This window comes from Sporichthyaceae bacterium (genome assembly GCA_036493475.1).
Lineage (GTDB): Bacteria > Actinomycetota > Actinomycetes > Sporichthyales > Sporichthyaceae > DASQPJ01.
This window is the reverse complement of record DASXPS010000088.1, coordinates 24,508-48,063: the sequence shown is the minus strand read 5'-3', so window position 1 is coordinate 48,063 and position 23,556 is coordinate 24,508. Positions and strand designations below refer to the sequence as shown.

Here is a 23,556-nt window from a genome sequence, read left to right as displayed (position 1 = left end):
TCGACGACGCCACCTGGGGCAAGGTCGAGGGCTTGGCCAATCGCACCGACGTGGACCTACTCGCCCACTCCAGCCGCTCCGGAAAGGACCTCAGCTACTTCGACGGGCTGACCAACTCGCGCTGGATGCCCTACGTGATCGCGCCCACCGCCGGGTTGTCCCGCTGCGTGCTGGCGTTCTTGATCGCGGCACTGTCCGAGGATTTCGCGGCCGACGCGCGCGGCGTGCCGAAGACCCGCACCGTGCTGCGGCTGGACCATCGGTTGGCCCCGGTGAAGGCGGCGGTGCTGCCGCTGTCCCGCAACACCGACCTGTCCCCGCGCGGACGCGCGCTGGCCGCGCAGCTGCGTCGGGACTGGAACGTGGACTTCGACGACGCGGGCGCGATCGGCCGCCGCTACCGCCGGCAGGACGAGATCGGCACGCCGTTCTGCGTCACCCTGGACTTCGACTCGCTGGCTGATCAGTCGGTGACGGTGCGCGAGCGCGACACCATGAAGCAGGAGCGCGTCTCGCTGGACCGGCTGCCCGGTTACCTGCACGAGCACCTCATCGGCTGCTGAGACACTCGGGGGGTGGCCACCGATCTCGCCCCGCTACGGCTGGGCTCGATCGAGGTCAACCCACCGGTGGTGCTGGCGCCGATGGCCGGGATCACCAACCGTGCGTTCCGCTCGCTGTGCCGTGAGCATGCCCGGGCGGCCGCGCCGCGGACGCCGTGCAGTGCGCCCGGGTTGTTCGTCAACGAGATGATCACTGCCCGCGGGCTGGTGGAGAACGACCGCACCACCCGTTCGATGGTCGCCTTCGAGGTCGACGAGCGCCCGCGCAGCCTGCAGTTGTACGGATCGGACGCGGAGTCCATCGGTGCCGCGGTGCGTTTGGTGGTGGCCGAGGACCTGGCCGACCACGTCGACCTGAACTTCGGCTGCCCGGTGCCCAAGGTGACGCGCAAGGGCGGGGGAGCGGCGCTGCCCTTCAAACGCACCCTGTTCGGGCGGGTGGTCGCCGCTGCGGTGGCCGGTGCCGACGGTCGCATCCCGGTGACCATCAAGATGCGGATGGGCATTGACGCGGACACCCTCACCTACCTCGACGCCGGGCGCATCGCCGCCGCGGAGGGCGTCGCCTGGGTTGCGCTGCACGCCCGCACCGCCGCCCAGCACTACTCCGGGACCGCGGACTGGTCGGCGATCGCCCGGCTGGTCGAGCACGTCGACGTCCCGGTGCTGGGTAACGGTGATATCTGGGAGGCCGCCGACGCGGTGGAGATGCTGGCCGCCACCGGCTGTGCCGGGGTGGTCGTCGGCCGCGGGTGCTTGGGCCGGCCCTGGCTGTTCGGCAACCTGGCAACGGTGCTGGGCGGCGGGTCCGATCCCGGCCACCCAAACCTGCCTACGGTGGCCGCCACGCTGCGCCGGCACGCCCGGCTGATGGCTCAAGACAGTGGGGAGATCTGGGCGTGCTGCGAGATCCGCAAGCACATTGCCTGGTACCTGAAGGGCTTCGCGGTGGGCCCCGCGCTGCGTCGCGCATTGGGCCTGGTGTCCTCTCTTGCCGAGTTGGACGACCTGCTGGGTGCCCTGGACCTCGCCCAGCCCTTCCCGGCCGAGGCCATCGGTGTGCCCCGCGGCCGCACCGGATCGCCCCGACGGGTGGCTTTACCCGATGGCTGGTTGACCGACCCGTTCGACGGCGTCGCGGCCCCCGACGACGCCGCTGACCTGGTGCCGTCAGGGGGCTGAGATCCAATCGTGTCCCCGCACGGGCCGAAACGTGTCCAATTACTCACGGCTCGATTGGGTGATACGGGGCAGAGCACGAAAGAATCCGCTCGGACCGCGACGAGCCCAGCCAACACCCAGGGAGTGCGCATGTCGCTGGAGGAGACCTCGACCGACCCAGTGGTGGTGATCGGGGCGGGACCGGCCGGGCTGACCGCCGCCCTGGAACTGGTGCGCCGCGGCCGTGCGGTCACCGTGTTCGAGGCCTCCGATCAGATCGGTGGCATCTCCCGCACCGAGGTGCGCGACGGCTGGCGGTTCGACATCGGTGGACACCGGTTCTTCACCAAGGTGCCCGAGGTGGAGAAGTTCTGGCACGACGTGCTGCCCGACGAGGACTTCCTGCAGCGCCCGCGGATGAGCCGCATCATGTACCGCGGCAAGCTGTTCGACTACCCGCTCAAGGCCGGCAACGCGTTGAAGGGCCTCGGCATCCTGGAGGCCATCCGCTGCGTGGCGTCCTATGCCTGGGTGCGGGTGCGTCCGCCCAAGGACCAGACCAACTTCGAGGGCTGGGTCGCCGCCCGGTTCGGCTGGCGGCTCTACCGGATCTTCTTCAAGACCTACACCGAGAAGCTCTGGGGCATCCCCGGCACCGCGATCCAGGCCGACTGGGCCGCGCAGCGCATCAAGAACCTGTCGCTGCTCGGTGCGATCAAGAACGCGATCTTCCAGCCCAAGGGCCAGACCGAGTTCACCACGCTGATCGACCGCTTCCAGTACCCCAAATACGGCCCGGGCATGATGTGGGAACGCTGCCGCGACCTGGTGGTCGCCGGCGGCGGCCAGGTGATCATGAACGCCCCGGTGGTCGCGCTGCACCGCGAGGGCGACCGGGTCAACGCGCTCACCGTGATGCACGAGGGCGAGGAGAAGCTGGTCCGCTGCTCCGACGTCATCTCCTCGATGCCGCTGGCCAATCTGGTGCAGGCGATGGACGAAAAGGCGCCGTCACCGGTCATCGAGGCCGCGCAGGGCCTGGGCTATCGCGACTTCCTCACCGTCGCGTTGGTGGTGCCGGAGGCCAACGGCTTCCCGGACAACTGGATCTACATCCACACGCCGGGGGTGAAAGTCGGCCGCATCCAGAACTACGGCTCGTGGTCGCCGTACCTGGTCAAGGACGGGCGCACCTGTCTGGGCCTGGAGTACTTCGTCAATGAGGGCGATGGCACCTGGACCTCCAGTGACTCCGACCTGGTGGACCTGGCCAAGAAGGAACTGGCCGAGTTGGGTCTGGTCAGCATCGAGGCGGTGGAGGCCGGGTACGTGGTGCGGGTGCCCAAGGCGTACCCGATCTACGACGAGGGCTACGACCGCAAGGTCGACATCATCCGGGAGTGGTTGGCCGCTGCGACGGTCAACGTCCAGGCGACCGGTCGCAACGGGATGCACCGCTACAACAACCAGGACCACTCGATGGTCACCGCGATGTACGCCGTGGACAACATTTGCGGGATTCCGCGCGACCTGTGGACGGTGAACGTCGAGGAGGAGTACCACGAGGAGAAGCGCAATGACTCCTCCAGTTCCTCGGGCACCGGCCGCTCCGCGCCGGTGCTGCCCCGCCGCGACCAGGCTCCGGCAGCCTGACGTGCGACGGGATTGACCAGCCCCTCGGTCCTCCGCCGTCCGGAGCGGCACACCGCCCCGGACTCCTCCGTCGCGTGGTGGTGGCGTTTCGCGCCCGCCGCGGCGGCGCTGGTGATACTCGCCGGGGTGGCGCTGCGACTGTGGGCGCACTCCGCGTTGTGGTTGGACGAGGCTCAAACGGTCGCCTTCGCCAAGCAACCGATGTCGCATCTGCCCGCGCTGCTGCGTACTGACGGCGCGCCGCCGCTGTACTACGTGGTGCTGCACGGCTGGATCAAAGCCTTCGGGGACGGCATCTGGGCGGTGCGCTCGCTGTCCATGCTGGCCTCGGTGCTGGCGTTGCCCGCGGCCTGGCTGGTGGCCCGGCGACTGGGTGCCGACCGTGAGGTTGCCTGGATCACCGTGGTGCTGTTCGCGGTCAACCCCTGGTCCATCCGGTATGCCGGTGAGGCCCGGATGTACTCCCTGGTGGCGCTCGAGGTGCTGCTCGGCATGCTCGCCCTGTCGCGGGTGCACCGACGCGGTGACCGGCTGGGCATGCTCGGCCTGGCGTTGTGCTCCGCCGACCTGCTGTACACCCACTACTGGGCGCAGTTCCTGCTGGTCACGGTGGGTGCCGGGTTGGTGGTGGTGGCCTGGCGGCGGCCGGGCGAGCGCCGCTTCGTGGGTCGTGCGCTGCTCGGCCTGGTGCTCGGCGCGCTGACGTTCCTGCCCTGGGTGCCGATCATGCTCTATCAGGCACAACACACCGGAGCGCCCTGGGCGCAGGCGCCGAACCTGGGTTCGCTGGCCGCCCTGCCGCAGGATTGGTCCGGCGGCTACGCCACCGCCGGCACCCTGGGCATGCTGCTGCTGGTGGTCATGCTGGCGGTGGCGATCTTCATCCGCCGGGCCCCGGACGGCGCGGTGACGCTGACCCGACCCGGTGGGACGAGCGCGTGGCTGGCCACGGTCACCGCGGTGACGTTGCTGCTCGCGCTGGGCGCGGCGATGGCGGACAACGGCGCGGTGGTCGGCCGCTACACCGCGGTGGTGGTGCCGCTGGTGTTGCTGTTGCTGGCTCTCGGTGTCGCCCGGCTGCCCCAACCGGCCGCCGCGGCCGTGCTGGCCGGGTTCACCGTGCTCGGCCTCAGCACCGGGGTGACCGCGGCGACCAGCCCGCACACCCGCGCCGACAAGGTCGCCAACGTGCTGAACGCCTCGGCCCGCGAGGGCGACCTGATCGTGTACTGCCCGGACCAGCTGGCCCCCGCGGTCGAGGCCCGGTTGCACGTGACCGGGGTGTCCCGCCTGGAGCTGCCGAGTGAGACCGACCCGTCGGTGGTCAACTGGGTGGACTACAAAGAGCGCGTCGCGGCCATCCAACCGCGGCCCACCGCCGCCCGCATCGAGGCGTTCCTGAAGGGCGATCCGGGCGCGTCCATCTGGTGGGTGGGTACCTGGGACTACCGCACCCACACCCGGATCTGCGGGCCGCTGTACGACCGGCTGCTGGCCGGGCTGGGTCTCCCGACGGTGTTGGTGCCCGACACCGGCGCCTTCGAACACCCCGGGTTGCAGCGGTTCACCCACTGAGCGGGTCGGGGGATCACCGGTAAGAAATCCGGACGCAATAAACTGCCCCGCGGAGAAGACACGAGGTTGAGGAGCACTGGGGTGCCGAAGTTCGTCTACGACTTCACCGAGGGCAACCGCGATCAGAAGGATCTGCTGGGCGGCAAGGGCGCCAACCTCGCGGAGATGACGAATCTGGGGCTACCGGTACCACCGGGCTTCACCATCACCACGGAGGCCTGCCAGGCCTACCTGACGACCGGCTCGGCACCCGCGGAGCTGTCCGCCCAGGTCAGCGACAAGCTGGCCTGGCTGGAGGCTCAGTTCGGCAAGAAGCTCGGCCAGGCCGATGACCCGCTGCTGGTCTCCGTGCGTTCGGGCGCCAAGTTCTCCATGCCCGGCATGATGGAAACCGTCCTCAACATCGGCCTGAACGACGATTCCGTCGCAGGCCTGGCCAAACAGTCGTCCAACGACCGCTTCGCCTGGGACTCCTACCGTCGGCTGCTGCAGATGTTCGGCAAGACCGTGTTGCACATCGAGGGCGAGCACTTCGAGGACGCCATCGACGCGGCCAAGAAGGCCAAGAACACCACCGCCGACCTCGACCTGGACGCCGATGACCTGCGTGGTCTGGTCGAGTCGTTCAAAGGGATCATCAAGCACCACACCGGCGCCGAGTTCCCGCAGGACCCGCGCGCCCAACTCGATGCGGCCGTCTACGCGGTCTTCAACTCGTGGAACGCCCCGCGCGCGATCCTCTATCGCCGCCAGGAGCGCATCCCGGCCGACCTGGGCACCGCGGTCAACGTGCAGTCGATGGTGTTCGGCAACCTCGGCATGGACTCCGGCACCGGCGTCTGCTTCACCCGGGACCCGGGCTCGGGCCAGATCGGCCTGTATGGCGACTACCTGGAGAACGCGCAGGGCGAGGACGTCGTCGCGGGCATCCGGAACACGCTGCAGTTGCAGGATCTGGAGCGCCTGGACAAAACCAGTTTCGACAATCTGGTCGGGATCATGTCCCAGCTGGAGACGCACTACCGCGACCTGTGCGACATCGAGTTCACCATCGAGCGCGGCAAGCTGTGGATGCTGCAGACCCGGGTCGGCAAGCGGACCGCGGGCGCAGCTTTCCGGATCGCCACCCAGCTGATCGACGAGGGCCTGATCGACGCCGACGAGGCGCTGCAGCGAGTCACCGGCGAGCAACTCACCCAGCTGATGTTCCCCAAGTTCGACACCTCGACGAACCCGAAGCGGATCACCAAGGGCATGAACGCCTCGCCCGGTGCTGCGGTCGGCAGGGCCGTGTTCTCCTCCGCAGACGCGGTGGCGTGGGCCGAGCGCGGCGAGGCGGTGATCCTGGTCCGCCGGGAGACCAACCCGGACGACCTCGAGGGCATGATCGCCGCCGCGGGCATCCTGACCAGCCGCGGCGGTAAAACCTCGCATGCCGCGGTCGTCGCCCGGGGCATGGGCAAGACCTGCGTGTGCGGCGCCGAGGAACTCGACGTCGACACCAAGGCCAAGACCATCAAGGCGCCCGGCGGCGTGCTCATCGCCGAGGGCGACGTGCTGTCCATCGACGGTTCTTCCGGCGCGGTCTACCTGGGCCAGGTGCCGGTCTCGCCGAGCCCGGTGGTGCAGTACTTCGAGGGCAACCTCGACCCGGCCTCGGCCGACGCTGACGACCTGGTCAAGGCCGTGCATCGGTTGATCACCCACGCCGACGGCGTGCGCACGATGCGGATCCGCACCAACGCCGACACCCCGGAGGACTCCGCGCGGGCCCGTCGGATGGGCGCCCAGGGCATCGGCCTGTGCCGCACCGAGCACATGTTCCTCGGGGACCGGGCGATCCAGGTGGAAAAGCTGATCCTGGCGAACTCCGACAGCGAGCGCCTCGCGGCGCTGGCGGCCCTCGAGCCGCTGCAACGGCAGGACTTCGTGGAGATCTTCGAGGCCATGGACGGCCTGCCGGTGACCGTGCGGTTGATCGACCCGCCGCTGCACGAGTTCCTGCCCAACCTGACTGACCTGGCGGTCAAGGTCGCCGTCGCCGAGGCATTGGGCCAGGACCCGGGGCATGACAAGGAACTGCTCGTCGCGGTGAACCGACTGCACGAGTCCAACCCGATGCTCGGCCTGCGTGGGGTGCGGCTCGGCGTGGTCATCCCCGGCCTGTTCGCCATGCAGGTGCGCGCGATCGCCGAAGCGGCCGCGCAGCGCAAGCAGGCCGGCGGCAACCCGCTGCCCGAGGTGATGATCCCGTTGGTCGGCGCCGTGCAGGAGCTCGAGCTCATGCGCGACGAGGCCGAGAACGTCATCGCCGAGGTCGCGGCCGCGAGCGGGGTGGACCTGTCGTTCATCCCGATCGGCACGATGATCGAACTGCCCCGGGCCGCGCTGACCGCGGATCAGATCGCCGAGGCGGCCGACTTCTTCTCCTACGGCACCAATGACCTCACCCAGACCACGTGGGGCTTCTCCCGCGACGACGTGGAGGCCGCGTTCTTCACCCAGTACCTGGAGAAGGGCATTTTCGGCGTCTCGCCGTTCGAGTCGCTGGACCGCGAGGGTGTGGGCCGGTTGGTGCGCATCGCGTCGCAGGAGGGTCGGGCCGTCAAGTCCGACCTGAAGCTCGGCGTGTGCGGCGAACACGGTGGCGACCCGGACTCGATCCACTTCTTCCACGCCGTCGGGTTGGATTACGTGTCCTGTTCGCCGTTCCGGGTGCCGGTGGCCCGGCTGGAGGCCGGTCGCGCGGCCGGCGCGGGCGGGTCCGATACCCGCTGATCGTCGTGGCGTGGCGCTAGGTTGGGCGCCGATGGTGGACCAGGCGGAGCTCGCGGACGGTTACGGCCCGGCCGACGTGGAGCGCTGGGTGCCGGAACCGCCCAAGCGGCCGGGTCGGACGGCGTTTCAACGTGACCGGGCCCGGGTGCTGCACTCCGCGGCACTGCGCCGGTTGGCCGCCAAGACCCAGGTGGTGGCGCCGACCAGTGACGATTTCGCCCGCAACCGGCTGACCCACTCCCTCGAGGTCGGTCAGATCGGCCGCGAGCTGGGCCGTCGCATCGGCGCCGACCCGGACCTGGTGGAGACCGCCTGCCTGGCCCACGACCTGGGCCACCCGCCGTTCGGGCACAACGGCGAGGACGCCCTCGACCTGGCCGCGGCGGGCTGCGGCGGCTTCGAGGGCAACGCGCAGACGTTGCGGGTGCTGACCCGGCTGGAGGCCAAGACGCTGTCCGCGGACGGGCACAGCGCCGGGGTGAACCTGACCCGCGCCGCGCTGGATGCCACGGTCAAGTATCCGTGGCCGCGGGGCGCCGGCGGCGGCAAGTTCGGCTGCTACGCCGAGGACGCCGCGGTCTATCGGTGGCTGCGCGCCGGGCGGCCGGACGGCACCCGATGCCTGGAGGCGCAGCTGATGGACTTCGTCGACGACGTCGCGTATTCGGTGCACGACATCGAGGACGGCAACTACGCCGGGCTGGTGGATCTGCGGGTGCTGTTCTCGCCGACCGAGCGCAGCGATCTGGCCAAGCTCGTCGCCGAGGCGTTTCTGGCCGACATCGATCCGGCCGAGATCGACCAGGCCGCCGTGGACCTGGTCGCCGAGCCCTGGTGGCCGCGGGAGCCCGACCGCACCCGGCGCGGCCTGGCCGCGCTGAAGAACATGACCAGCTCGCTGATCGGGCGGTTCTGCGAGGCTGCCGAGCACGCAACTCGGGCCCGGTACGGCGCGGAGTCCCTGACCCGGTACGCCGCGGACCTGGTGGTGCCGCGCGGCACGGCGGTGGAGGTGGCACTGCTCAAGGCGGTCGCCACGCGGTATGTGATGCGCACCCCGCTGCGGTTCGGCGTGCAGGCCAGGGAACGCGCGCTGATCGCCGAGCTCGTCGACGCGCTGGACGCGGGTGCCCCGGAGGCGCTGGAGCCCGCGTTCCGCGCCGACTGGCTGGATGCCGTCGATGGCGAAGCCCGCCGCCGGGTCGTCATCGACCAGATCGCCACGTTGTCCGATGCCGCCGCGGTGAGCTGGCACGAGCGGTTGTGTCGCCCCGACCGATGATTGCGCCGCCGGTGATCGCGGTGGTCGGCGCCACGGCCACCGGCAAGTCCGCGCTCGGCGTGGCCCTGGCCAGGGCGCTGGACGGCGAGGTGATCAATGCCGACTCCATGCAGCTCTACCGCGGCATGGACATCGGCACCGCCAAGATCTCCACGGACGCGCGCCAGGGCGTGCCGCATCATCTGCTCGACGTCCTGGAGGTCGCCGAGCCCGCCAACGTCGCGGAGTATCAACGGGATGCCCGCGCCGTTCTCGCGCAGCTGACCTCCGCCGGTCGCTCCGCGGTCCTGGTCGGCGGCTCCGGGCTGTACCTCCGGGCCGCACTGGACGACCTGGAATTTCCCGGCACCGACCCCGCGGTGCGCGCCCGGCTGGAGGCCGAAGCCGAGCACGCCGAACCCGGCGCGTTGCACGCCCGGTTGGCCGCGCTCGACCCGGTGGCCGGGGCGCGCATCCTGCCCGGCAACACCCGGCGGATCGTGCGCGCCCTTGAGGTCATCGAACTGACCGACGGGCCGTTCATTGCCGAGTTGCCCGAGCCCCGCTATGTGCGACCCGCGATCCAACTCGGTCTGTACCTGGACCGCACTGAGCTCGACCTGCGCATTTCGGCCCGGGTGGACGCCATGTGGCGAGACGGCCTGGTGGCGGAAGTGGCCGGCCTGGCCGAGTTGGGCCTACGTGAGGGACGCACCGCCTCGCGGGCGCTGGGGTACGCCCAAGTGCTGGACTTCCTCGATGGTCGGTGCACCGAGGACGAGGCCCATCAGGCCACCGTGCGCGCCACGCGCAAGTTCGCCCGCCGGCAGCAGAAATGGTTCGACCGGGACCGCCGGATCATCTGGCTCCCCGCGGACGCTACCGAGACGCTGGCGATGGCCCTGCACGAGGTCCGCACCCCCCGCTGAACCCGGAACTTTCCGGTCGAGTGTGCAGTCGGGCACCGCTTACCGGTGGGTAATGCGTGCTCCACTGCACACTCGACTTGAATTTGGGCGCTCTGACTTATTCTGGAGGGCGATGAACAGCGGCGGCCTGCCCTTCGTGAAGGGCCATGGCACGGAGAACGACTTCGTGCTGATCCCCGACCTCGAGGGCCGAGTGCGGCTGACCGCCGCGCAGGTGGCCGCGATCTGTGATCGCCGGGCGGGCATCGGTGGCGACGGAATCCTGCGGGTGGTCCCGACCGATGCGGAGCCCGACGCCGCTGCCTACTGTGGCGCGGCGCGCTGGTTCATGGATTATCGCAACGCCGACGGATCGATCGCCGAGATGTGCGGCAACGGCATCCGGGTGTTCGCCCGCTACCTGGTCGACGCGGGCCTCGAACCTGCGGGCACGATCCCGATCGCCACCCGGGGCGGAGTGCGCACCGTGGACTGCCCGGCCACCGGCCCGATCACCGTGGACATGGGGCCGGCGCAGCTGCCCGATCTCGGGGAGATCGCCGTGCGGGTGGGGGAGCGCACCTGGCCCGCCCGGGCGGTGTTCATGCCGAACCCGCACGCGGTGGTGTTCGTGGACGACCTCGCGGACGCCGGCGACCTGCGCACCGCACCGCTGGTCACCCCGGCCGAGGCTTACCCCGAGGGCGTCAACGTCGAGTTCGTGGTCCGGGTCGGCCCGGGGCACCTGGCGCTGCGGGTGCACGAGCGCGGCTCGGGGGAGACCCGATCGTGCGGCACCGGGATCTGCGCGGCGGCGGTGGCCGCCGGTCGGGCGGGCGGTCCGGACGGATACCTGGTCGAGGTGCCCGGTGGCCGCCTGGAGATCACCGAGACCGAGTCGGGCTCGGTATTGATGACCGGCCCGGCGGTGTTGGTCGCCGCCGGGGAGTGGCACGGAGATATCGGGTGGTCGGAGGAAGCGATCCCGTGGGACGCTTCCGTGCAGACAGCCGCCGTCGGGACAGGGAGCGCATGACGAGCACCGAACGTTTCGAGTTCGACGACGCCGAAGCTGACGGGCTGTCAGAACCGGAATTCGACCTCGACGGCGATCAGCTCGACCTGGCCGACCGACACGCGCTGCGGCGCGTGCAGGGCCTGTCCACCGAGCTCACCGACGTCACCGAGGTCGAGTACCGGCAGCTGCGCCTCGAGCGGGTGGTGCTGATCGGGGTGTGGACCTCGGGTACCGCGGCCGCCGCGGAGAGCTCGCTGCACGAGCTGCGTCTGCTGGCCGAGACCGCGGGCGCCCTGGTGCTCGACGGGTTCGCGCAACGCCGCGACCGGCCGGATCCGGCGACCTACGTGGGTTCCGGCAAGGCCAAGGAACTGCGTGACGTGGTCGTGGCAATGGGGGCCGATACGGTCATCTGTGACGGTGAACTGACGCCGGGTCAGCTGGTGCAGTTGGAGAAGGTGGTCAAGGTCAAGGTCATCGACCGGACCGCGCTGATCCTGGACATCTTCGCCCAGCACGCCAAGTCCCGGGAGGGCAAGGCGCAGGTGGAACTCGCGCAGATGCAATACATGCTGCCCCGGCTGCGTGGCTGGGGTGAGTCGATGTCCCGGCAGGGTGGTGGCCGGGTGGCCGGCGGTGCCGGGATCGGCGGCCGCGGCCCTGGTGAGACCAAGATCGAGACCGACCGGCGGCGCATCCGCACCAAGATGGCCAAGCTGCGCCGGGAGATCGCCGAGATGGGTACCTCCCGGGCCACCCAGCGCGGCGAGCGGCGGCGCAACGCCGTGGCCTCGGTGGCCATCGTCGGCTACACCAACGCCGGGAAGTCCTCGCTGCTGAACCGGATCACCGGGGCCGGCGTGCTGGTGGAGAACGCCCTGTTCGCCACCCTGGACCCCACGGTGCGCCGCGCGGCCACCCCGGACGGCCGGGCGTTCACGCTCACCGACACGGTCGGTTTCGTGCGCCACCTGCCCCACCAGTTGGTGGAGGCGTTCCGCTCCACACTGGAGGAGATCTCCGACGCCGACCTGATTTTGCACGTGGTCGATGGCTCGGACGCTGAACCGGAGGCGCAACTCTCCGCGGTGCGCGCCGTGCTCGCCGAGATCGACGCCCGCAACATCCCGGAGATCGTGGTGGTCAACAAGTCCGACGCGGCCGACGCCTACACCCTGGAGCGCCTGGTCCGCCGCGAGCCGACCGCGGTGGTGGTCTCCGCCCGCACCGGCGCGGGCATCCCCGGTCTGCTGGACGCCATCGCCGCCGGCATCCCGCGTCCGGAGGTGGAGGTGGACGTCCTGGTCCCGTACGACCGCGGCGGCCTGATCTCCCGGGTCCACGAACACGGCGACGTGCTGGTCGAGGAGCACACCGGCGAGGGCACTCGCCTGCGCGCCCGGGTCGGCGAGGCGCTGGCCGCCGAGTTGACCGCGTACGCCGTGCCCTGACAACCGCCCGCTAATCTCGGCACGGTGTCGAACCGGCCCACCGTCTCCGCGTTGCTCGCGGTGGCGGTCGGTGACCTCGATGGGGTGGACCGGCCGGGTCAGCTGCAGATGGCCGAGGCGGTCGCCGACGCGATCAACGATGGCGAACACCTGTTGGTGCAGGCGGGTACCGGCACCGGGAAGTCACTGGCCTACCTGGTGGCGGCGCTGCTGCACCGACGCCCGGTGGTGGTGGCCACCGCGACCCTCGGCCTACAGGCGCAGTTGATCCGCCGCGATCTGCCGCGGCTGGTGGACGCCGCCACCCCCGTGCTCGGTCGCCGGCCGAGCTTCGCAATCCTCAAGGGCCGCAACAACTATGCCTGCCTGCACCGCATCGGGGGCGGGGCGGGCACCGAGGACGGCGACGGGCTGTTCGACGTCGCGGCCGCGCAGGCCCCGACCAGCCCACTCGGCAAAGACGTACTGAGGGCCCGTCAGTGGGCCGAGGAGACCGACACCGGCGACCGCGACGATCTGGTGCCCGGCGTCAGCGACCGGGCCTGGGCGCAGGTGTCGGTGACCTCCCGGGAATGCCCCGGCGCCACGCGGTGCCCGCAGGGGGAGCAGTGCTTCGCCGAGCGTGCCCGGTACGCCGCCGCCGAGGCCGACGTGGTGGTCACCAACCACGCGCTGTTGGCCATCGACGCGCTGGAGAACATCCCGGTGCTGCCCGAGCACGACGCGGTCATCGTCGACGAGGCACACGAACTCACCGACCGGGTGGCCGCGGTGGCCACCGCCGAACTCACCGCCCCGCTGGTGGAACGGGCCGCGCGGGCCGCGACCAAGGTGGCCGACGCGCGTGCGGTGGAGATCCTGGCCGGCGTGGGTGACGGCTTCGCCGCCACCCTGGCCGCGGTGGAGCCGGGCGCCCTCACCGTCATGCCGGCGTTGCTCGGTGCGGAACTGGCCGCACTGCGTGACGCCGCCCGCGGCGTGCTCACCTCGATCTCCACGTCCTCCGGCGACGCCCCGGATGTGCTGCTGGCGAAGAAAATCGCCCGCGCCGGTGTCGAGGAGATCATGGACACCGCGGCCCGACTGACCGCCCCGTCGGAGCACGACGTGGCCTGGCTGGACGTGGAGGAACGGCGCGGCCGGGTGCTGCGGGTGGCCCCGCTGTCCGTGGCCGGGTTGCTGCGCCGGTCGTTGTTCGCCGACCGGACCGTGGTGCTCACCTCGGCCACGCTCACCGTCGGCGGCACGTTCGAACACACCGCGCGCAGCGTCGGGCTGGGTCCGCCCACCGACGACCGCACTCCGGTCGAGCCGGTCGTCGAGGGTCCGACCGCCGACAGCGCCGAGGGCGAGGACGTCGAGGACAACAAACCGATCCGGTGGCGTGGGCTGGACGTGGGATCGCCGTTCGTCTACGGCAAGCAGGGCATCCTCTATGTCGCCGCTCATCTGCCGGCCCCCGGCCGGGATGGCCTCGGCCCGGCCGCGCTGGACGAACTCGCCGCGATGATCGAAACGGCGGGTGGGCGCACCCTGGGGTTGTTCTCCTCGCGCCGGGTCGCCGATTTGACCGCCGCGGAGATGCGCGAACGCCTGCCGTTCCCGGTGCTCTGCCAGGGCGAGGACACCCTGGCCGCGTTGATCACCGCGTTCACCGCGGATCCGGCGTCGTGCCTGTTCGGCACGCTGTCGCTCTGGCAGGGCATCGACGTGCCGGGCGCGTCCTGCAGCCTGGTGATCATCGACCGCCTGCCGTTTCCGCGCCCGGACGACCCACTGGCCACTGCGCGCGCCCGTGCGGCGGACAAGGCCGGCGGCAACGGATTCATGGCGGTGTACGCCGCCCATGCCGCGGTGCGCCTGGCGCAGGGCGCCGGGCGGCTGATCCGCTCGGACACCGACCGCGGGGTGGTTGCCGTACTCGATGCACGGTTGGCCACCGCCCGCTACGGCCGGTACCTGCGCGCTTCGCTACCGCCGTTCTGGTACACCACCGATCCGACGGTGGTGCGCTCGGCATTGGCACGGTTGGCCGCGGAAACCACGGCCCCATCGGGAGACTGAAGCCGCGTCAGACGCGGCGCAGCACGCTCACCACCTTGCCGAGGATGGTCGCGAACTCGCCCGCGATCGGCTCGTACGCGTCGTTGTGCGGCATCAGCCAGATGCGCCCGCCGCGCCGCTTGAAGGTCTTCACGGTGGCCTCACCGTCCAGCATGGCGGCCACGATGTCCCCGGATTCGGCCACCGCCTGCTGGCGCACCACCACCCAATCGCCGTCGCAGATCGCGGCGTCGATCATGGAGTCACCGCTGACCCTGAGCAGGAACAGCGTGCCCTCACCGACAAGTTCGCGGGGCAACGGGAATACCGACTCCACCGACTGTTCGGCCAGGATCGGGCCGCCCGCCGCGATGCGTCCGACGACCGGGACGTAGGCCGCGGCCGGGCGGTTGGCCCGCCACTCCGGCTCGAAGGCATCGGTGCTGCCGTCCGGCTCCACACCGTCGGGCAGCCGTACCTCGAGCGCCCGGGGACGGTTCGGATCCCGGCGCAGGTAGCCCCGGCGCTCCAACGTGGTCAGCTGATGGGAGACCGAGGAGGTCGAGGTCAGGCCGACTGCGTCGCCGATCTCCCGCATGGACGGGGGGTAGCCGCGGCGGTCCACCGAATCCCGGATGACCTCCAGCACGCGGCGCTGCCGCGGGGTGAGGCCGGAGCCGTCCGGTGGTCCGTCGGGCAGCGCGTGCAGCTCGCCGCCGGGTTCCTCCTGCTTGATCCTGCCGGCCACCCTTTGCCTCCTGACTCGCTGCTCCGATGCCGAGCAGAGTAACGCCTTTCGACACTCCGATCAAACAAATGTTCGAACTGATCGTGGATTCTGTCGGTGGTGTCGGGTACAACTGTGGCACTGCGATCCTCGAAAGCATGTTCGACACGCCAAGGCCCGCCAGGAGGTAGTCGTGAACACCGCAACTCTCCCCGAGAACGCCGGCGTGGTGGTCGGCGAGCGGCCCATTCGGATGCGGTTGACCCGGCGCGGACAGGGCGTGCTGCTGGCCGTCCTGCTGGCCGGCATTTTCGTCGCCGGCCTGGCCTTCGGCGCCGCCGCGCACGGCGCGGACTCCGACTCGGCCCCGGTGGCGCACCGCACGGTCGTGGTGCAACCGGGGCAGACCCTGTGGGCACTGGCCCGGCAGGTGTCCCCGCACCGCGATCCCCGGGTCGTGGTGGAGTCCATCCGTGAGCTCAACGCCCTGTCCGGGGCGGGCATCCAGGCCGGGCAAGAGCTGCTGCTGCCGTGACCGATGTGGCCGGTGGGAACGGACCCGACACGCCCGGCCAAACCGGACACGCCGGTCATTTCGCCCCTCCAGGCGGCTGCGACAAGCCTGTGACCTGCATCGCAATCTGCGGCAAGCACCCGACCCGAAAAACGGTGCATCCGACGCGCTTGCGGCGGGGATGGTCGGCACCTACGGTTCCCACATCTAGTAGTTACACGGCTGTAAGTAGTCCACAAGTTGTGCACACGTGGTCCGCAGGACGTGCACACACCGTCCACAGGCAGACCCGTCCCGAGTCCGCAGGAGAGGCCAGTGAACTGTCCGTTCTGCCGGGTCTCCGACACCCGCGTGGTCGACTCCCGCACCGCCGACGACGGGGCGGCGATTCGCCGCCGCCGGCAGTGCGAGCAATGCCAGCGGCGCTTCACCACCGTGGAGACCGCCGGTCTGTACGTCGCCAAGCGCAGCGGCACCACCGAACCGTTCAGCCGGGAGAAGGTGCTCGTGGGCGCGCGCAAGGCCTGCCAGGGTCGCCCGGTCAGCGAGGACGCACTGGCCGTGCTGGCCCAGCGGGTGGAGGAGGCGGTACGCAGCACCGGCGGCCCGGAGATCGCCGCGCACGACATCGGGCTGGCCGTGCTCGGTCCGCTGCGCGAGTTGGACGAGGTGGCCTATCTGCGCTTCGCCAGCGTCTACCGAGGGTTCACCTCGATGGCGGACTTCGAGGCGGAGATCGAGGCACTGCGGGCGGAACAGGCCAGCGCGGTCGCCACCTGACAGACACAAAGAGCGTTGGCACAAAAGATCGTCGGCGCCATCGGCAATGCGGACGCGGCAACGGTTGTTGCATAAGAAGGAGGATTGGGAAGTGACGGAGACGGTGAACGGCGACTCGACGACCGCGACAGGTGGCTGGCCCTCGGTGCCCGGTGGGCAACGGGCCCGGCACAGCCGCGGGTTGACCATCGAGCGGGTGTTCACCACGGCCGGCGCGCATCCTTACGACCAGGTGAACTGGGAACGTCGCGACGTCGTGATGACGAACTGGCGTGACGGCACGGTGATCTTCGAGCAGAAGGGCGTGGAGTTCCCGTCGTTCTGGTCGGTGAACGCGGCGAACATCGTCACCACCAAGTACTTCCGCGGCGCCGTGGGTTCGCCCACCCGGGAGTGGAGCCTGCGCCAGCTGATCGACCGTGTGGTGCACAGCTACCGCGCGGCCGGTGAGCAGCACGGGTACTTCAACACCTCCGCGGATGCCGACGCCTTCTCCGACGAGCTCACCCACGCGCTGCTGCACCAGGTGTTCTCGTTCAACTCCCCGGTCTGGTTCAACGTCGGCACCAGCGCCCCGCAGCAGGTCTCCGCCTGCTTCATCCTCGCCGTCGAGGACACCATGGACTCGATCCTGAACTGGTACCGCGAGGAGGGCCTGATCTTCAAGGGCGGCTCCGGTGCCGGCCTGAACCTGTCCCGGATCCGGTCGTCCAAGGAGCTGCTGTCCTCCGGCGGCACCGCGTCCGGCCCGGTCAGCTTCATGCGCGGCGCGGACGCCTCCGCGGGAACCATCAAGTCCGGTGGCGCCACCCGGCGCGCGGCCAAGATGGTCATCCTCGACGTGGACCACCCCGACGTTGCGGAGTTCATCGAGACCAAGTCCCGCGAGGAGAGCAAGATCCGCGCGCTGCGTGACGCCGGGTTCGACATGGACCTCGGTGGCATCGACATCACCAGCGTGCAGTACCAGAACGCGAACAACTCGGTGCGGGTCACCGACGAATTCATGCGGGCAGTCGAGTCCGGCGATGAGTTCGGGCTGCGCTCGCGTACCACCGGTGAGGTGATCGAGCGCGTCGACGCGCGCGAGCTGTTCCGCTCTATGGCCACCGCGGCCTGGGAGTGCGCCGACCCGGGCATCCAGTACGACGGCACCATCAACGACTGGCACACCTGCCCGGAGAGCGGACGGATCACCGCGAGCAACCCGTGCTCGGAGTACATGCACCTGGACAACTCCTCGTGCAACCTGGCCTCGCTGAACCTGCTCACCTTCCTGCGCGAGGACGGCACCTTCGATGCGGTCACCTTCGCCAAGGTGGTCGAGCTGGTGATCACCGCGATGGACATCTCCATCTGCTTCGCGGACTTTCCGACCGAGGCGATCGGCGACACCACCCGCGCCTTCCGGCAGCTGGGCATCGGCTACGCCAACCTCGGTGCGCTGCTGATGGCCACCGGTCACGGCTACGACTCCGAGGGCGGGCGGGCGCTCGCCGCGGCCATCACCTCGCTGATGACCGGGACCGCCTACCGTCGCTCGGCCGAACTTGCCGGCGTGGTGGGCTCGTACGAGGGCTACGCCCGCAACGCCTCGGCGCACGCCCGGGTGATGCGCAAGCACGCCGCGGCCAATGACACGGTGCGCTCGCTCGGCGAGATGGATCGTCAGATCCTTGACCTGGCAACGAAAACCTGGGCGGACTGCCTGCGCATCGGCACCGAGAACGGCTGGCGCAACTCGCAGGCCTCGGTGCTCGCCCCCACCGGCACCATCGGCCTGATGATGGACTGCGACACCACCGGTATCGAGCCGGACCTGGCGCTGGTCAAGTTCAAGAAGCTGGTCGGCGGCGGCTCCATGCAGATCGTCAACCAGACCGTGCCGCGCGCGTTGGCAAAGCTCGGGTACCAGGTCGAGCAGATTGAGGCCATCGTCGAGTTCATCGCCGAGCACGGCCACGTGGTGGACGCCCCCGGATTGCGGCCCGAGCACTACGAGGTGTTCGACTGCGCGATGGGTACCCGGGTCATCCGCCCGATGGGCCACGTCTCGATGATGGCCGCGGTGCAGCCGTTCATCTCCGGGGCGATCTCCAAGACGGTGAACATGCCCGAGTCGGCGACGATCGAGGAGATCGAGGAGATCTACGCAGCCGGCTGGCGTACCGGGCTCAAGGCGCTGGCCGTCTACCGGGACAACTGCAAGGTCGGCCAGCCGCTGTCGGCGGGCAGCAGCGCCCGGACCGATGCCGCGGCCGAGACGGTGGTGGAGTACCGGCCGATCCGCAAGCGGCTGCCGAAGGTGCGCGACTCCAAGACGGTGTCGTTCTCCGTCGGCGGTGCCGAGGGCTACATGACCGCGGCGGGCTACCCGGACGGCGGGCTCGGCGAGATCTTCCTGAAGATGTCGAAGCAGGGCTCCACCCTCGCCGGGATGATGGACGCGTTCTCCATCGCGATCTCCATCGGCCTGCAGTACGGCGTCCCACTGGACACGTTCGTGCAGAAGTTCACCAACATGCGCTTCGAGCCGGCCGGTATGACCGACGACCCGGACGTGCGGATGTCGGCGTCGATCATGGATTACATCTTCCGGCGGCTGGCCCTGGATTACCTGCCCGCCGACGACCGGGCGGCGCTGGGCATCCACACCGCCGAGGAGCGGGCCCGGCAGCTGGAGACCGGCTCGTACTTCGAGACAGAGACCACCGACGACCAGCTCGACGTGCAGGCACTGGCCCAGTCGGCGCCGATCGAACCCGCCGACCTCTCGGTGGGTGGGGTCTCCGCCACCTGGGAGCTGCCTGGCTCGTCGACCGAATTGCTCGAGGCGCAACAGGGTCGCACCGCCGACGCCCCGCTCTGCCTGAGCTGCGGCACCAAGATGCGCCCGGCCGGTTCCTGTTACGTCTGCGAAGGCTGCGGCTCAACCAGCGGTTGCTCATAGCCACCCGTTCCGCCCGGTGATGACGGGGTGTCCGCTGAGCGAACACTCCCCGTCATCACGGTCGGGCTGGGTTTAGGCTTCGCCGTATGCTCGACCCGCCGGAGTCGGAGAGCTTCGAGGTTGATCTGTTCACGGTGCTCACCGCGCTCGGGTCCGGCCTGCATCGAGATCTCACCCCGATCAGTGAGGGCGGGCAGTACGCACTGGCCAACGCGCTGGTGCTGGCTGCGGGCGAGGAGGGCTGGAGCTTCGCTGAGGTGCCCACCCGCAAGCTCTACGACGCGGTGCTGGCCGCCCGGCGCACGCTGACCTCGCCCTTGGCGCTGGTTCCCGCCGACGTTGCCGACCCCGAGGTGCTGGTCGAACTTGGGGTGGACCCGCAGGGCCCTACCGACATCCCCGGCCTGCTCAAGGCGAAGGCCGCGGTGCAGGTGGTGCCCGGTCTGGTGTTGCTGGCGCGCACCGGGGGGTCGCGTCGCCGCGACGGGACACGGTCGGTCACCATCCCGCTGCCCGGAAGGACGACCTAACCCACAACGTCCGACGAACCGAGCGCTATAGCGCACCATTCGTCGGACGTTGGCTCGGTTACCGCTTCTCGAACTCGCAGGGGACCGGGTAGTAGTCCGCCAGGATCTGGCGCACCGCGCCCTCCGGCGGCGTGCTGTCGCCGAGCTCGGGGGCGTCGTTGAGGCAGAACACGTCCTTGTCCCTGGAGTTCAGCAGCCGGCGCAGTCGCGGCATCTCCGCGGCGACCCCGATATTCACGTAGTCGTAGCGCAACTGGCTCGGCACCGCCTTGCCGATCGCCTGCGCGTAATAGTGGAACAGCTGGTCGGCCACGATGTCCTCGTGGTGACGGAAGCGGCTGGACACCGTCGCTCGATAGATCTCGGCGAATTTCGCCTCCATCTCCTCGTGCACGCTGCGCAGCTGCGGGTACGGCGTGTGCTTGATGGCGTGCGAGATGGTGACGCCGAACTCTTGCTGGATCAGTGCGCGAATGTTCCGGCTGAGGTTGAAGTGCGGCTCGTCGCTGGCCGCCGCGGCGCCGAACGGCCGCCGATTGCGGGACGGGGAGACCAGCGCCATCCCGTGCGGGGTGAAGAACTGACTGGGCGTCAGCGGCCGGCCGAGGAAGAAGTCGTCATTGAAGAAGATGTAGTGCTCGCCCAGCCCGGGAATGTGGTGCAACCGGCTGATGATCGCGTTGGAGTTGAACACCGGCAGCACACTGTGGTCGTCGAAGATGTCCTTGTGGTCGACCAGGGTGATCTTCGGGTGGTTGCGATCCAGCCAGTCCGGACACTGGTTGTCGGTCACCAGGTAGATGTGCCGGATCCACGGCGCGTACATGGCCACCGAACGCAGCGAGAACTTCAGCTCGTCACGCTGCACGAAGCGGTGGTCGCCGTGCGCCAACGGGTGGTACTCCCGACCGTCCGCCGCGGCGCGGGCCCGCAACATCTTCTCTCGCCACACCGGGTCCTCACCGTCGACCCAGGTGTAGACCGCGTCGATCGGGAAGGTGATGTCCTCCAGCATCCGCCGGGTGAAGACCTTGGCGGTGGGGTAGGGCCGGTCGCCCACGGTGCTCTCGACCAACTCGGTGTCGGCAGTGGTCAGGATGTCCGCGGCAACGTTGGGCCGCGGCGCGCGCACCACGCGGGTCTTCTTGTCGGTGGACCAGAACTCGATCTCGCAGGCGAAGTTCGGACCGAGCAGCAGCGTGCCCGTGGCGCTGCGGTAGTACCGCCACACCCGGACCACCCCGGCGCCGGCCACCCCCGGCGACACCGCCGCCGCCGCCACCGGCAATTCCAGTCGCCGGGAGCGTTCGCCCTTGAGCACCGCCTGGATGAGCACCGGCTCGTCGCGCCAGGTGTCGGCCAGTGCCTGCAACACCTCCTCGCGGCGTTTGACGTCGACCGCCACGACCTCTTTGGTCGAGACCAGCCCGCGCACCGAGAACGCCTGAATGCCGGCCGCTTTCAACGCCGTGTCGACGATCTCGAAGTTGGCCATGGTCACGTCGCGCGGCATCTTCTCGCCCAGCGGCACACACCAGCGCTGACCGTCCCGGACCAGGTCCTCACGGAGCACAAAGCGACGGCGGGCGGCGACGATCTCTCGGGCAACCCCGCCGTTGACCTCCTGTACCCCGCCGCTGCGGTCCAGGGCCCGGGCCACTCGATATACCTGGCGCACGCCGCCGCGCGAACGCTCCTGACCGGCCACGACGGACCGGGTCAGCTTGCCGAACACGCCCACGGCGGAGGGCCTCCTACTCACTGGTAGTTTGCCTGGACGTCGCCAGTATGACATCGCGTCGGTTGGCCCTGCCGTGCTGACGCTCCGTCGCACAGGCACTCATTACTTCTTCCGGCGCCCGGTGATGCGCTGGCCCAGCACGATGAAGAACGTGGTCACGAACGCCCCAGCGGCGCCGGAGAACGCGCCCAGGAACGGGAGTACCGCGAACACCGCGAACACCACCGCCGCGGCGATCAGCCCGGAGATCGCACTGACCCGCACCGAGGTCTCGAACACGCTCGGCGCGCGCGCGACGTCGGCCGGCGGCGGCGCGGCCGACCGCGACGACGGATTGCCCAACGCGCGCTCGGTTTCGGCGAGCAGCCGTTCGATCTCGTCGTCGGAATGGGCCATGTGCCAATCATGCCCGCAGTCGGTGTTGCGGGCCCGGCAGGATGTGGCCGTGCCACGTCGCCTCGACCCGCAGCAACGCCAGGACCTGGCCGCCTTGCGCGCCGGCTTTCTCGCCGCGGACTACACCGCCGACGGGATCGCTGAACTGCTCGGCCCGGTGGCCACCGCCGCGCTGGCCCGCAACGAGACCGTGCCTGCCCGTCGGGCCTGCCGGGCGAGCGCGCACCCCGCCGCCGACCTGGTGCGGTTATTCCTGTTGCAGGACACGCTGACCGCCGGTGAGTTGCCGGGGGTGGACGCCGCGACCCGACTGGGCTTGATCGTTCGGGACGGCGAGGAGGTGCGCGCCCGGCTGGACGTGCGACCGCACGACGAGCACTTCTGGGTGGTCGCCGACCTCGGCAGTGGGTTGGACGGGCAGGTGCGCCCGGTGCCCGCCGACCATGTGCTCGGGGTGGGCGGCGCATCGGTCTCATTGGCCGAGTTGACGGTGCGTCAGCCGGTGGCCGCGGCACTGGATCTGGGCACCGGGTCCGGGGTGCAGGCGTTGCACCTCAGCCGGCACGCGCAGTCCGTGGTGGCCACCGACGTGCTGCCCCGTGCGCTGGACCTCGCCGCGTACTCCGCGGCGTTGTCCGAGGTGGAGCTGGACCTGCGCGAGGGCAACCTGTTCGCGCCGGTCGACGGTGAGCAGTTCGACCTGATCGTGTCCAACCCGCCGTTCGCCATCGGCGCCGGATCGGCCCGCACCTATCGGGACGGCGGGCTGCCGTCGGATGACCTGTGCCGACAACTGGTCGGCGCGGCGCCCGGCTTCCTGCGCCACGGCGGGTACTGCCAACTGCTGGCCAACTGGGTGCACCGCCACGGGCAGGACTGGCGGGAGCGGGTCAGGTCCTGGCTGCCCGCGGACTGCGACGCGTTGGTCGTCCAGCGCGAGGTGCTGGACCCGGCCGCCTACGTGTCGTTGTGGCTGCACGACAGCGGTGAGGTCGCTGCGCCGGACTACCTGGAACGCTACGAGCGCTGGCTGGAGGAGTTGGCCGCGCAGGACGCCGAGGGCATCGGGTTCGGCTGGATCACGCTGCGCCGGGTGGACACCGCGGGCTCCCACCGCGTGCTGGACTGGCCCACCCCGGTGGACTCTCCGCTGGGCCCGCACGTGGCCGAGGACCTCGCGCGCACTGCCTGGCTGCGTGCGCAGCAGGGGGATCTGCGCGGATCGGTGCTGCGTGTGGCCGACGACGTCACCCAGCACAGCGTCGGCGAGCCGGGGGCGGAGGATCCGACGCGACTGCTGCTGCGCCGATCCGGCGGGTTGCGCCCGGCGCGTGCGGTGGACACGGCCACCGCGGCGCTGGTCGGCGCCTGCGATGGCACCCTGCCGGTCGGCGTGCTGTTGACCGCGGTGGCCGAACTGCTCCAGATCGACCCGGCCACGCTGGCCGAGCAGGTGTTGCCCACGCTGGCGGAGTTGGTCAGCGAGGGGTTTCTTTCCAACTAGCAC

Annotated in this window: 18 protein-coding genes; 15 read left to right on the top strand and 3 right to left on the bottom strand. The window is 70.0% G+C overall.

The genetic code is table 11. The features are described from left to right. The 10 genes from VGJ14_09790 to VGJ14_09745 all read left to right on the top strand — a co-directional run. On the top strand, positions 1 to 563 hold a 563-nt coding region (locus VGJ14_09790), incomplete at its 5' end, for a His/Gly/Thr/Pro-type tRNA ligase C-terminal domain-containing protein (GenBank protein ID HEY2832705.1). Positions 564 to 575: 12 nt separating this feature from the next. Then, complete coding sequence (gene dusB / locus VGJ14_09785) at positions 576 to 1,745, top strand: tRNA dihydrouridine synthase DusB (GenBank protein HEY2832704.1); 1,170 nt, start codon at positions 576 to 578, stop codon at positions 1,743 to 1,745. 129 nt (positions 1,746 to 1,874) lie between these two features. Continuing rightward, entirely contained in the window at positions 1,875 to 3,377 is a 1,503-nt protein-coding gene (locus VGJ14_09780; GenBank protein ID HEY2832703.1) for an NAD(P)/FAD-dependent oxidoreductase, read from the top strand. A gap of 12 nt (positions 3,378 to 3,389) precedes the next feature. After that, positions 3,390 to 4,952, top strand: a complete 1,563-nt coding sequence (locus VGJ14_09775; GenBank protein HEY2832702.1) for a glycosyltransferase family 39 protein — start codon at positions 3,390 to 3,392, stop codon at positions 4,950 to 4,952. An 81-nt stretch (positions 4,953 to 5,033) separates the two neighbouring features. Beyond that, positions 5,034 to 7,730, top strand: a complete 2,697-nt coding sequence (gene ppdK / locus VGJ14_09770; protein HEY2832701.1) for a pyruvate, phosphate dikinase — start codon at positions 5,034 to 5,036, stop codon at positions 7,728 to 7,730. 10 nt (positions 7,731 to 7,740) lie between these two features. Then, positions 7,741 to 9,012 (top strand): deoxyguanosinetriphosphate triphosphohydrolase, encoded by a 1,272-nt coding sequence (locus VGJ14_09765; GenBank protein ID HEY2832700.1) that lies wholly within the window; start codon positions 7,741 to 7,743, stop codon positions 9,010 to 9,012. Beyond that, complete coding sequence (gene miaA, locus VGJ14_09760) at positions 9,009 to 9,920, top strand: tRNA (adenosine(37)-N6)-dimethylallyltransferase MiaA (GenBank protein HEY2832699.1); 912 nt, start codon at positions 9,009 to 9,011, stop codon at positions 9,918 to 9,920. Before VGJ14_09765 ends, miaA begins: the two co-directional genes overlap by 4 nt. A 112-nt stretch (positions 9,921 to 10,032) precedes the next feature. Further along, on the top strand, positions 10,033 to 10,935 hold the full coding sequence (gene dapF / locus VGJ14_09755) for a diaminopimelate epimerase (GenBank protein HEY2832698.1): 903 nt from the start codon (positions 10,033 to 10,035) through the stop codon (positions 10,933 to 10,935). Beyond that, positions 10,932 to 12,368, top strand: coding sequence for a GTPase HflX (gene hflX / locus VGJ14_09750; GenBank protein ID HEY2832697.1), 1,437 nt, complete (start codon positions 10,932 to 10,934; stop codon positions 12,366 to 12,368). The genes dapF and hflX overlap by 4 nt, the downstream gene beginning before the upstream one ends. Positions 12,369 to 12,392: 24 nt before the next feature. Then, entirely contained in the window at positions 12,393 to 14,432 is a 2,040-nt protein-coding gene (locus VGJ14_09745) for an ATP-dependent DNA helicase (protein ID HEY2832696.1), read from the top strand. A gap of 7 nt (positions 14,433 to 14,439) precedes the next feature. Here the strand turns inward: VGJ14_09745 and lexA are convergent, their stop codons facing one another. Beyond that, entirely contained in the window at positions 14,440 to 15,111 is a 672-nt protein-coding gene (gene lexA / locus VGJ14_09740; protein HEY2832695.1) for a transcriptional repressor LexA, read from the bottom strand. Between the two features lie 220 nt (positions 15,112 to 15,331). Between lexA and VGJ14_09735 the strand changes: the two genes are divergently transcribed. The 4 genes from VGJ14_09735 (at position 15,332) to VGJ14_09720 (ending at position 19,912) form a co-directional block, all read left to right on the top strand. Then, positions 15,332 to 15,673: a LysM peptidoglycan-binding domain-containing protein gene (locus tag VGJ14_09735; GenBank protein ID HEY2832694.1), complete on the top strand. Its 342-nt coding sequence runs from the start codon at positions 15,332 to 15,334 to the stop codon at positions 15,671 to 15,673. Between the two features lie 294 nt (positions 15,674 to 15,967). Beyond that, positions 15,968 to 16,432 (top strand): transcriptional regulator NrdR, encoded by a 465-nt coding sequence (gene nrdR / locus VGJ14_09730; protein ID HEY2832693.1) that lies wholly within the window; start codon positions 15,968 to 15,970, stop codon positions 16,430 to 16,432. A gap of 91 nt (positions 16,433 to 16,523) precedes the next feature. Further along, positions 16,524 to 19,382 (top strand): vitamin B12-dependent ribonucleotide reductase, encoded by a 2,859-nt coding sequence (locus tag VGJ14_09725; protein HEY2832692.1) that lies wholly within the window; start codon positions 16,524 to 16,526, stop codon positions 19,380 to 19,382. An 86-nt stretch (positions 19,383 to 19,468) separates the two neighbouring features. After that, a complete protein-coding gene (locus VGJ14_09720; GenBank protein HEY2832691.1) occupies positions 19,469 to 19,912 on the top strand; it encodes a hypothetical protein in 444 nt (147 codons plus the stop codon). Positions 19,913 to 19,970: 58 nt separating this feature from the next. Here the strand turns inward: VGJ14_09720 and VGJ14_09715 are convergent, their stop codons facing one another. Further along, positions 19,971 to 21,674 carry a stealth conserved region 3 domain-containing protein gene (locus VGJ14_09715; GenBank protein ID HEY2832690.1) on the bottom strand — a complete coding sequence of 568 codons (1,704 nt, stop codon included), beginning with the start codon at positions 21,672 to 21,674 and terminating at the stop codon, positions 19,971 to 19,973. An 81-nt stretch (positions 21,675 to 21,755) separates the two neighbouring features. After that, the gene (locus VGJ14_09710) at positions 21,756 to 22,049 is read right to left on the bottom strand and encodes a hypothetical protein (GenBank protein HEY2832689.1); all 294 of its coding nucleotides are present in this window, start codon (positions 22,047 to 22,049) and stop codon (positions 21,756 to 21,758) included. A 49-nt stretch (positions 22,050 to 22,098) separates the two neighbouring features. Between VGJ14_09710 and VGJ14_09705 the strand changes: the two genes are divergently transcribed. Further along, positions 22,099 to 23,553, top strand: coding sequence for a methyltransferase (locus tag VGJ14_09705; GenBank protein ID HEY2832688.1), 1,455 nt, complete (start codon positions 22,099 to 22,101; stop codon positions 23,551 to 23,553). The last annotated feature ends 3 nt before the right edge of the window (positions 23,554 to 23,556 follow it).